Below are 11,320 nucleotides of genomic sequence, written 5' to 3'. Positions count from 1 at the left end.
GCCCAACCAGCGACAACAGGCCCCTCCAGCACACCCAAAACCGCAAAATCAGCCGGAAAAGGAAATCAGACCCTGACCGACCCCCAACCCGGCCATCATGAAAAATCCGGGCTAGACACCCTCATAACAGCGGGGGCACGGTCCGCTTTTAGGCTACGAAACGAAATCAATTCCCCACCAACCACGAAGAGCCAGACTGATAGTCCGCGCAACCCGAAGTTTGCGCGGACTCACGACACTTGACGCTAGCGAGCGATAGAGGTCGATCCAAATGGTCACCCAGCTTCGTCGGCGCCCGTTCACGACCTGACAGCGCCAGAAACACTAGTCTTCCAGCTCAGCAACACCGTCCGTCGCTCAAAGCACGCGATGGGCCCCGTATTGCCAGAGACCGCCCATCCTCGAATCCGGGGTGAGATCGGACATTCGACTTACCAATTCTTATTCAAACGATGCAATTGACGACAGACAATTATGAAACATTCGTCGGTAATTTCCAATAGGAACCCAACTCGATGTCAAATGCCGGGTCATTGTAACGTCCGAGGCCACCGGTAGGGTAGGGAGTTATCTCACCGAAATAGATGCGCCCCATGGTTTCGTACAGGTCAACTCGGATGAAATCATAATCGCGCCCGATCTGCTCAGACGCAGCAATCATTTCATCGAAGAGAACAGGACGAGCACGGACTTCCGCAAGGACTTTGCCTCCCTGCTGATAAGGCAATGCAACCCAATCTGTCGAGTAGAATCGCCTCTGAACCTCATTGATGCGAGGAGAGTCTACTTGGATGAATTTCACTTTTCCTGAGAAGACAAAGAACCTGAAATCGTGGGGAGAGTTACCCGACTCCGTCTCTATGCGACGTTCTATGAGGTACCCAGGACGGGACTGGCCGTAAGCCCATTCCCCGAAAATATGATAGGAGTCCAGATGACGCCACCGCTCTATTTCTTCCAGGTTTGCTCCAGATGCTTCGAGAGAACCAGAACCAAAGAACGAATACCCCGAACCCGCGATCGGCTTGAGCACCCACTCGCATCCCCAGTCGTGAGCATAGATGCTCCTCAAATCATCCCCGGTCCAAATCGTCTCAGGAATAAAGACACCAGAGGAAGAGGCAGCCGCATGCTCTTTCATCGATAGCTTGTCCCCACCCCTCGCTATGAGAGCTCTTCGATCATAAAGGATTCGCCATTGAATCTTATCCGAGAAGGAAGTGGGCGTCCGTGAAATCAAACGGCCTTGACTTCGAAAAAATAAGACGTTTCGGCGCAGGCGAAGTGGCAGTTTTGAGATTGCCAGCTTGGCCAGTCTTTTGGTTCTGTCAGTCACGGATCCTCTTTAGGCGATTATAAATGATACTGAAATAAATGAAACTATGCCAACCAGAACATTCCTTCTTCGCACAGCTCGTTCTAACAAGTCGCAGCCGCGGGAGCTTGCCAGACGGAAGCGAAAACTCAAAGACATTATCCGCCCATTCTGCGACAAATAATTTCGTCCCGTGCACGACTAATCAACGGCATATACCTTGGCCAGCACTTCCAGTTGATGACTCGCTGCGAATGTTTCTGTGGCCAGACGCAAGGCGCCGGCACTGCAAGATTCGTAGAGAACCGAGTCACTTAATAGTCTGTGAATTAACTCACAGATTGAGCCGACATTCAGATCCTCATAAACCATGCCTGCGGCGTACGCTTCTACATACGTCGCTAAGGCGGCGGATCTAGGCACGACGACAGGGACTCCGCTTGCCAAGGCTATGGCCAAGACGTTTCCCCAAGGCTCCTTTTCTGACGTCAACACGAACACGCCTGTCCGGGCTACCCGAACGGAAACTTCGTCGGAGGAGACTGCCCCTTCGTACTCAAGATTGGGCAGGCGTCGTCTGGCCTCTGACACGGCAGAGAGTTCGCCGCCATCAGGTCCAACTACTGCGAACTTATGTGAAAAGCCTTCTGTGCCTGCAATGCCGGCCGCGTTTAGGAAATCGCCAACTCGTTTACGCTTGTGTAACCGAGCCACAAACAATGCCTCGTCCTCTCTGGGCGCTTTGCGGAACTCAGCCGCTACGCCACGCGGGATCGGATTACCCAGAACAAAGACCTGAGGTCGCTCGCGTCGCAACCATGATTGAACTTCGTCCGATTCAATCTGCGTGAGTGCAATTACCGCCGACGAGCGCCTAACAAGAGGGACCAGGACTGTGTCGATAACCTTATGCAGGAAGCTGGTCCTCGACGTCAGCATGCCATGACCCTGCACAATATACGGTGTCCTGAACAGTTTTGACATAAGAATTGCCGCCATGGGCAGCAGCTCCCGCGCCGTGCTTATATGAACCACATCGGCGCGGCGAATCTCCCTGGCAAGTTCTACAATGATCCGCAAGGAACACAACCCGGCAAAGCCCATACGTGGAATAATCTGACGCACTGGTAAAAATCTAGTCGGAATCAAAGCAAGCGATCTAGACGTCGGGCGGTCATGGGACAGATGCCCTGAGAAGAGGAGGACGTCAAATCCAAGTTCTTGGGCCAGCAATGCCTGACGGGAGGCGGTATCAAATGGACCACCATATTTCCCGGAAGCACTGGCTAGCGTCACCACTCTGAGAAGTTTCGGCACTAGTATCTCGATTCTTTCATAACCGCTGAGTCACCGAGCACTTCCTTATCTAAGGCAGCCGACGCTAAGTTATTGGCTAATGCACCGGCAAATGCTGCGTGCGTAAACAGTCGTGCCCTTTTTGCTAGGTGCGGCGCTAGACGTATCCTTCGGAGTTCTTTCCGTATGTAGTTCCAGTCGTTCATTTGAAGTTCCGCTTCAAAGAATACGTTGCCGACCCCGGTCTCACGCAGAATCGGCTCATTTGCACAGAGTGCTGGGACACCGAAAGCGTTAGCTTCCATGACTGGCCAAGCGAAGCCTTCGTACTTAGATGCCAGGATCAGATACGCAGCCCCGGCGTAGACCTCTAACAGTTCCTCCTCCGACACGTTCGACTTAACAGATACCAAGGCAGAATCGACTTGGGCGTTACGAAGCAACATACTCTCGGTTTCGGTGAGCTCAGGACCGACCATGACCAAGGGAACGGCCCCACTAGATTCTTGACGAAGCTTGATCCAGACTTCGATTGCCAGCGCGCGACGCTTGCGCCAGTCCACCGCACCTACGATTAAAGCATATCGGCCAGGACGAGAAGAAGTGACGGACAGAAATCGTTCGCCCAGTGGGTTGTGAATAACGGTTGCCGGAATCGTAGGAAAACTTCGCGTCACATCTTTGAGGGTACATTCACTAACAGAAACGATTCGTCCAGAACGGGCTATTCCGCGTTTGATAAATCTCTGATATAAACGGCCTAGTCGTTTCGGATAGTATTCCTTGATTAGGCCGTCCGCTGCATCGATCGCAAAAAGGTCATGACAAGTCAATATCACACGCCGGTTCCGCATATTTGGGTGAAGCAACCAAATTCCATCACTATGATCCGCAATGTGGACAAGCGCGCTTTTGGGTATTCGCCACAACACCAGTGGAAAAAGAAGGAGCTTTTCGACGTAAATTATTAGCTTTCGAACATAGCCCCTTTTAGCCCCTTTGCTAAACCGTCCCGTAGGTCTTAGCACCCGAACGTCGTACCCAATTTTGCCGTACGCTTCTTCGAGCATTGCCGTGTACCGACGCATGCTGTAACCGTTCATTGGGTGAGCACCCAGAACGTAAACTACCGGGGTCATTTGTGACGTCCTCTATCCATCAGTCGATTTCTGATCCGTTTCCCCAAGAATTCTCTTCGCCGAATAGCTTTACGGCCAGCTATGGAGATGAAGATTAGCCGATTCGGTGAGAGGGAAAGGTTGACGCCGTCCGTGTGTTGAGGCTGGATGTCATAGCTTCATCTGGCGCTGGGGCTGGAATACTCGGCCTGCCGTTCCCGCTAAGCGAATTTCCCTGCCCTTGGGACCCGCCTGACTTAAGTCTCAGATCCTTTGCCTCACTTTGGGCGTCGTGGCTCCAGTAACTGTAAGAGTATGCGTCGGGTCCCTTTGTAGGGAGATGGTTGAGCACTAGGCCGAGAAGCTTCGCTCCAACCAAGTCCAGTGCCTGCAGCGACCGCTGCAGATCCTGGGTCTTGATTTTCTGAGAGCCGACAACAATCACTACACCGCCCACATGTTGGGCAAGCACGGCAGCGTCCGTTACGGGCAACAGGGGTGGAGCATCGATGAGCACAGCGTCAAATGTGTGTTCAAGCCGAACTATAAGGTCCCTCATCGCCTCGGATCCGAGGAGTTCACTCGGATTGGGAGGAATCTGGCCGGAAGTTAAAACGAAGAGCTCGTTCTCACCCCAGGGTTGGAGTAGTTCGTTGACATCGGCCGATCCGACAAGTGCGGTCGTTAGCCCAGCGGATCTGTCCAACCCCAAGTACTCACCAACCATCGGCCGTCGAAGGTCCGCATCGATGAGGCAGACCGAATTTCCTGCCTGAGCCAGGGCTATAGCCAAATTCACTGCCGTTGTACTTTTGCCTTCGCCTGGAAGGGAAGATGTCAGGAGTACGGTCTTCGCTTGCCCGGACACGTTGGCGAACTGCAAATTCGTCCGGAGCTGACGGAACGATTCGGCGCGAGGACTCTGGGCAGCGGTCTGCGTCAGCAAGGGCTTCCGCGTTACTCCTGGATCGAAGGCAATCCCACCTAAAACTGGAGCGGGAGTCAGTTGTCTAAGGTCGGATTCCCCCTGGATTCGATAGTCAAAGGAGGTCCGCACTATCGCACCTACAAAACCTAACACCAGCCCAATAAGTAGCCCGAGAATTAGGTTTAATCTTGTGTTGGGCCCAGAAGGCGATGTCGGAGCCTCAGCCGGCGTGATGACCGAGAGGCTAACAGGCGACGCTCCAGAGTTTCGCGGCCGTTCCAACGCGTCCACAGCCTTGATCAAGTTATCCGCAACAGCTTGAGCTACTGCAGCCGCTTGGACAGCGGAAGCGTCGCTGGCAGAAATATTGATAATGACTGTGTTCAGATCGGTGCTCACTTCGATTCTCGAGGCAAGTTCGGATGCGGTCACATCGAGACCTAAGGTGTCAATGGCAGGCTGAAGTACAACTGGAGTCGTCGCAGTTCGCACGTAGGATTGAACCCGCGCCTGACTAAATGTATTGCCTTGCTGAAGCTCGGATACGGACCCAGAACTTTGAATCGCAACAAATAACTGTGTTTGCGACGTGTACGTCGGCTGCACGATGATGGATGCTGCGGCGCCCGAGAGTAGTCCAATAAGTGCCAAAGATGCAATGAATATCCAGTTTCGCCGAAAAATACGAAAAAAGTCGCGCAGGTCCAAACTAAGGTCCCCCCAATTAGAAGATTCAGGCCTGCCGAGCGGAACCCGAGGCGATGGGGTCCTTCGCACAGTCTAGACAATCATAGACGCGAGCACCGCCGTCGAAAAATCTAGCGGCGTGGACCACACTTTCCGACGCAAAGACTACAGCGCCGGTTGTCAACAGTGCACCTCTATCCGCGTGTGCTTCAAGATGTTTGACATCTCAGGAAATAGAGACCTTACAATTGAAATTCACACAGATTAGCTCAAAACGCATGCGTTTAAGAGGCTTCAGCGCTGACTACACACTTAGTCTACGTCAGGGGCAGCGGTCGGTGAGCACGGCCCCGGACAGTCGTTTCCGACCAGCTCGGCGAGCAGACTCATCATCGTAGACCCATAGTCTTCCCAGCCGCCGATTGACTTGATCCTTTGCAGGGCCCTTGTTCTCATGTCTGAGCGCAGGCTAGCGTCGTCTGCAAGTCGTTGAAGTTTTTCCGCCAGAGCACTCGAGTTTCGAATTGGTACGACGTATCCTTCAACTCCAGACGTAAAGAGGTCCTCGGCCCCGGTGTTTTCGGAAGCTATCACGGGGCATCCGCACGCCATCGCCTGGGCCATGACCATGCCAAATCCGTCCTGGATACTGGGTAGCACAAGGATATCCGAAGTACTGAAGTAGTGGTTTAGGTCCGACTGAGGTATTGACCCGAGAAATTCAACTCGGTCGGGAACGAGACCCCGCCGGTTAATTTCGTCTAGGAAATCTCGTTCGAAAGGTCCAACGATACGTAGGACCTTATTAGGGTGACGAAGCTGTCGGAACGACTCCAGCAAGTAGGGGATACCCTTTTGAAGCGTGACCCGACCCACAAAAAGAACAGAGAACTGCAAATAACTGGGCTGGCCACCCGGGCGAAAGCGAGACAGATCCACACCATAAGGAATGGTTCGCACCGTAAGACCATCTTGTCCACGCTGCTGGAAGGATCTGCGCGCAAAGGCCGACGGTACCGTCACTGCGTCGGCGACTTCATATTCACGTTCTTCTCGATCTATTATTCTGGCATCGATGCCTTGATAGGGGAATGACCAAAGTTCATGTTCCTCACGGAGCAAATCATCCTGCACCCTAATATGCGCGGATCCCCGGTCACATATGTAGACGCCGCCACGCCGTTGAACTTCTATTCCAGCTTCAAGTCCTGAACCAGACATTGCAATAAAGGCATCGCAGTCGCCTACTTTACCTTTGGCCCATTTGGCCAAAGTAAGAGTGTTTATGTACTCCCATTGAGTAACGAGCCGGCTACGCGACAACCCACCCTGTCGCAATGCAAGTAAAGGCGCAATAAAGTAAGGATATGACGAAATTTTGGTATCCGGAATACCTTCGTCCTTCAGCTTCATCTTCGGATAGCCCGTGAAGATCCTTTGGAGGTGCCCACGATCTTGCATTTGACGAGCTAGGTCAAAACTATGAAATTTCCCAGGGCTTAAAAGTTCAATGCGCATGAATGACTCCCTCTTCTAACTTCATTTCCCTCTGGATAAAGCGCCCAACGAGCAAAGATGCTACGAAAAATAGAGCGATTTCACCGCCCAACATCCCATACACAAGCCCAGGCATGCCAAAGGCGGCCACCAAAACAGCAGAAGATAGGACTGTCCCTACGCTGAATGAAACGCCCCAAACGGCTAAAGCCCCGTGTGCGTTGGTGGACATCAACAGTACGCGAGGCGTGTGGCCCGCCCCCGCAACTGTCGCGTAGGCCAAAAACAGGATCATCAGCGATGCATCGTAATCGACTTGGCCATGGGTCCACACGGCCAAGAATGACGACGAAAATGCGAGCGTTGCGAGACTGATGGTAACGGCCAGTGCCGCACCGATCAGCAAGGTTCGACGGTAGGCGAGCTTTAGAGCACCGCGATCCGATCTTCCAAACATGCGGGAAAACTCCGGCCAAACAGCGTGGCTAAGTGTCGAAGTGGCCTGAACAGCCAGCCTGCTCAACGTCCGATAGGTACTAAATATCACCACCTGGGCCGGGCCGAGGAAGATTCCCGCCAAGATGGTCAACCCTTGAAACGACAGGGCGTTAGAAGCCGCAAAGGACATGTAGCTGACTGCCGGCCGCAACATGCTCCGCACCTCTGCCAGCGAGGACGAACCCAATCCATACTTCAGGTCGGTTTGGCAACGCTTGGAGTGCACGATCATTAAGCCTGTCGCGGCCGACTTGGCGATTAGTCCACCGAGCGCCACTGAAACGAAGTTGCCGCCCACGAGGAGACCAGTCAAACCGCCCAGCCACTCGACTAGTCTCGTGGTGGCGCTCCACGTCACCCCCGTTGCAAATCGCTCAGTTGCACGGAAAATTGCCTCGGCTAGACCGCTGATCTGACCAACGATAAGGGCGAGAATAAGAAAGTAAAGGGCCAACCGGCTTTCGAAGCTGACCACCGTTATGACGGGAGCGACTAGCAGGAAGAAGCCCAAAATTGTTATGAGACTGCAGGTAGCCATTAGAAATAATTGGGAGCTCTGGAATGCCCTGAGTGCAGCGCGACGATTGCCGCCTGCGAGGAGGATCGTCGTGCGGTTGGCCGCAGTCATAACGATGCCAAAGTCAGTCATTGCCAGGTATGCGGGTATAGCTGAAATTACTAACCACTGGCCGTACCGATCCATCGACCAGACTGCTATGAACAGTGGGACAGAGATTAACTGAATCAGGATAGTGATGCCCTGATTATAGCCATTGGCCCCTATCCCCCGGATTATGCGCCTAGCTGACCGTGACCCGGACATGCCCCACCTTAAATAATTATCTGAATAAATATATGGATCGACCTCCCCATGCCTCGCAGCTAGAAGGGACACCTACGGTGGTCATATTGATCCAAAACTAGGACTCATAAAGCTCTATGCACAAATTCTTACCTGATAGAGATATCCGGGCTAGCTGGCTGCGCTCTCTGCAATGCAGTCTGAACACCGGAAAAGAGTACAAGAAGAATGAAGCCGACTATTAAGACCTGCATGGCTTTATTGGAACTTGAAACTACCCCAATGAGCCCCTGCTCGTAAAGCGTTGTTGAGAAAATAAAATTACTTGTGTACAGCATTATTCCCGCACGTCCGGACTGAAATCCCAACGTGACGGCCAGAGTTATGAGTGCGAGCAGGAAGTTCTCGACTATGACGCCAATCAAGCCAGCAAAGGCAAATCCTTCAGCTGTGCCCCCCGCCGCCAGCGACACATCGGTGACGCGCTGGCCTGGATTAGACTGCGCCCGTACCTCTTGCGTCCAAAACTGACCGGTCGACAGTCGCGGGCCTTGAAGGGGTCCTTTCGGGATGGCCGCTGTAAATAGGCGTTCAGCGAATTGCGGCGGTGACAACCAGCTTCCCGGGTTTATCACAAACGCGTCTGTTACAGCCGAAAACCCGTCGAATCGCTCGAGTATCGATACTGCCGCTCCTTTTACCTCGGCAAAATCGCCATCTGCTCGCGCGGTCACCTGTTCCGCCGTTGTGATCCCCTTGACCGGTTGCAGGAGAAGAAAACCCACGCACGCCACGCCCGCCACGATCATCAGGCGTTTACCCATTGGAGCGGACTGGTGTCTAAGCATCCACCTCACGCAGAGTGCTACCAAGGGAATCATCAGGGCTGCCTTGGAGGTGTAACTGAATGCCCACAACATCTCTACGGAAATCAACATTCCAACCAGCGGATTTACCAGCCGCTCCTTCTTTTCCCGCACAGAAATTATCAGCAGAGAAGAACCCACTGTCGCAAAAGTCGAAAACGCAGAGTCTAATGAAGAATTCCCAATAATGGCGCCAACTCGCCCAATCCAGCCAATGCACCACAGACAAAACGCGACAGGTCGTATTTTCTCGAGAGTTGCGAGCACTCTTGCTCGCTGAAGGGGCGAGGACTGACCACGCCTCAATCTCAGGAAGATACATAGAGTTAGAACATAGATCCCCAGTCCCAGTACGCATATCCATAGAACCGGCGCCATTCCAGAGTCGTAGGTTGGGAATGATATTCGGCGATCGGCCAGTTCTAGCTTAAGGGTTGGCTGGGCAATCAATAAGTACAAAGGCATGCCGAAGAACGCAAGAAGCCAAAAAACGGATTGAGCGCCCAAAATTAGTCCCGTGACCTTACCCAGCCTTTTGGCAATAATTATTTGAGTCAGAATCAGCGACAGTATTGTGACCAACGGAAGGATAGATACACCCATATCATTCATTGCGCCCTAAGCTCGCGGACGATTTCCTGGGCCCGATCCTGATAAGTATTGCTTCCATTAACAACGCGTCTGTGTCCTGCCTGAGCCACCCGCTCCATCACTTCTGGCCGCGACGCCAGTTCCAACGCTTTGCTCCACAACTCATCCTCAGAATCAAAGAAGACAGCTTCGGTTCCTTCCTCGAACATGTGTTGGTGCTCTATAGTTCGTTGTCCGAGGAAGAGTTGACCACATGCCGGAGTTTCAAAGGATCTCATTGTGTGTGTATCTCTATTTTCAGAATTGAGCAACACTATTCCCATTCGAATCGAGTTTGCTGCGGTGGTGAATTCATCCAGGCTGACTCCGGGTCGAACCTCGACACCGGCAACTCCATGGGGGTATCGCCGGTTCCAGCGGGGACCGAAGACGGCAGAGTTGTCGGGAAAGGCCCTTGCCATCTTCAGCGGTAAGTCTCTCCTATCGGGGCGGGCAGCTCCAATGAAACCAACTGTGTACGGCCGCTTTCCAAATGGGGTCGTTAGCCGATGATAGCTAGGATCGTAAGCTCCGCGTATAGATATGACGTGTTCAACCCCTCGGCTCTTCAACTCCCCCACATTGTGCTGTTTCGTAGTAACAATCGCGTCCCAACGAGTCTCTTCCGCCATGTAGGAGGGACTCGTGTTGTCCGGGTTGGAAACATCATCAAATGACACGTGCGCACGCAAAGCCGCCGGAGTGCTGAGGAGCGACTCCTGATCGAAAAGCGTCGTCTTTATGGCAATCAAGAGATCTGGCTTGAAGCCAACCTGAGCATCACGGAGACGCCCGACCAGGTCTCGGTTGGCCGAGTGGGTTACACGGCGATGCCATCTCTTGGTCATCCAGAGCTTAGAACCCAGAGGAGGATGGGCGGCAAACGATGTATCAACACACCTGACATCGTGCTGAGCCTGAACAAATCCGTCCGCCAGACTCCGAGAGTTGGACCCCAGACTCATATGACCTACGACCAATATTTTCATGCGACACACACCCGTGGCTCTTAGGACTTCAGATGGAGTTGGACTTGAGACTTAGGCAGTCGCCCCGAAAATGTCAGGTTGACGCGCGTCTCCGCTTGAGCCCAGGGTGAACCCGCGGTCCGCCTGCACCAAGGAAAGAAGCCCCCCACTACTGTAGGAAGGCCCAGACAGCAGTCATCCGGACAAGAATACAGCAGAAAGGTTCCTGCCAAGATTTGCCCCTCCTCCTATTCGGCGACGGACAAATGCAGTCGCCGATCACACAATTTCGCCGTCCATGGTAGGTGCTTGGTTATCCTCCGCTGAGCGATCCAGTGCCGCTGCTGGTGGCATGCCGCCCAGACATCCGTCGGGCCTTTCGTATTCAGTTGCTAGGTGGTGTTGTCACGATCTGGCCGGATCGCTCTCCCCCGCTGAATAGGTGGGAGGACTTCGACGATGCCAACCTGCCAAGGTGTGACCGCGGTTCGCCAATGCCCCCGCAACATGGCACCGGTTGACCAATCCTCAACGGTGCTCTCGGGTTGCTTTTCGTCGTAGCCCTCGGATGGAGTTGGCCCGCTGGCTAAATGCCTTTTGTTAACCCGGGGTTTTCATGAGGGTGGGGCCCGCAGGGTGTGTTTAAGCGACGAAAGGTGCTTCTGAGCTGGGAAAATAGTGTTGTTGACGCACTGTTCTACCGGCTGAAAGAAGC

Annotated in this window: 8 protein-coding genes; all 8 read right to left on the bottom strand. The window is 53.3% G+C overall.

What is annotated here, in order from left to right; all coding sequences use genetic code 11:
* Window positions 1–472 precede the first annotated feature (472 nt).
* Window positions 473–1,336 carry an ATP-grasp fold amidoligase family protein gene (locus tag AC50YM_RS20375; RefSeq protein ID WP_494958748.1) on the bottom strand — a complete coding sequence of 288 codons (864 nt, stop codon included), beginning with the start codon at window positions 1,334–1,336 and terminating at the stop codon, window positions 473–475.
* Window positions 1,337–1,516: 180 nt separating this feature from the next.
* The gene (locus AC50YM_RS20370) at window positions 1,517–2,611 is read right to left on the bottom strand and encodes a glycosyltransferase (protein WP_494958749.1); all 1,095 of its coding nucleotides are present in this window, start codon (window positions 2,609–2,611) and stop codon (window positions 1,517–1,519) included.
* Between the two features lie 20 nt (window positions 2,612–2,631).
* Complete coding sequence (locus AC50YM_RS20365; protein ID WP_494958747.1) at window positions 2,632–3,750, bottom strand: glycosyltransferase; 1,119 nt, start codon at window positions 3,748–3,750, stop codon at window positions 2,632–2,634.
* 94 nt (window positions 3,751–3,844) lie between these two features.
* The gene (locus tag AC50YM_RS20360) at window positions 3,845–5,365 is read right to left on the bottom strand and encodes a tyrosine-protein kinase domain-containing protein (protein ID WP_494958746.1); all 1,521 of its coding nucleotides are present in this window, start codon (window positions 5,363–5,365) and stop codon (window positions 3,845–3,847) included.
* A 291-nt stretch (window positions 5,366–5,656) separates the two neighbouring features.
* The gene (locus tag AC50YM_RS20355; protein WP_494958745.1) at window positions 5,657–6,862 is read right to left on the bottom strand and encodes a glycosyltransferase family 4 protein; all 1,206 of its coding nucleotides are present in this window, start codon (window positions 6,860–6,862) and stop codon (window positions 5,657–5,659) included.
* A complete protein-coding gene (locus AC50YM_RS20350) occupies window positions 6,852–7,988 on the bottom strand; it encodes a lipopolysaccharide biosynthesis protein (protein ID WP_494958744.1) in 1,137 nt (378 codons plus the stop codon). Before AC50YM_RS20350 ends, AC50YM_RS20355 begins: the two co-directional genes overlap by 11 nt.
* Before the next feature lie 302 nt (window positions 7,989–8,290).
* Window positions 8,291–9,610 (bottom strand): hypothetical protein, encoded by a 1,320-nt coding sequence (locus AC50YM_RS20345; protein WP_494958743.1) that lies wholly within the window; start codon window positions 9,608–9,610, stop codon window positions 8,291–8,293.
* A gap of 5 nt (window positions 9,611–9,615) precedes the next feature.
* Entirely contained in the window at window positions 9,616–10,389 is a 774-nt protein-coding gene (locus AC50YM_RS20340) for a CgeB family protein (RefSeq protein ID WP_494958742.1), read from the bottom strand.
* Between the last annotated feature and the right edge of the window lie 931 nt (window positions 10,390–11,320).

It is taken from the genome of Pseudarthrobacter sp. RHLT1-30-1 (assembly GCF_059383415.1).
The sequence above is the reverse complement of the archived record's forward strand: the minus strand, read 5'-3'. Positions and strand labels throughout refer to the sequence as shown.

Coding starts and splice junctions, on each gene's coding strand:
- AC50YM_RS20355 (WP_494958745.1), bottom strand. CDS start 6,862: ATGCGCATTGAACTTTTAAGCCCTGGGAAATTTCATAGTTTTGACCTA.
- AC50YM_RS20345 (WP_494958743.1), bottom strand. CDS start 9,610: ATGGGTGTATCTATCCTTCCGTTGGTCACAATACTGTCGCTGATTCTG.
- AC50YM_RS20350 (WP_494958744.1), bottom strand. CDS start 7,988: ATGACTGACTTTGGCATCGTTATGACTGCGGCCAACCGCACGACGATC.
- AC50YM_RS20365 (WP_494958747.1), bottom strand. CDS start 3,750: ATGACCCCGGTAGTTTACGTTCTGGGTGCTCACCCAATGAACGGTTAC.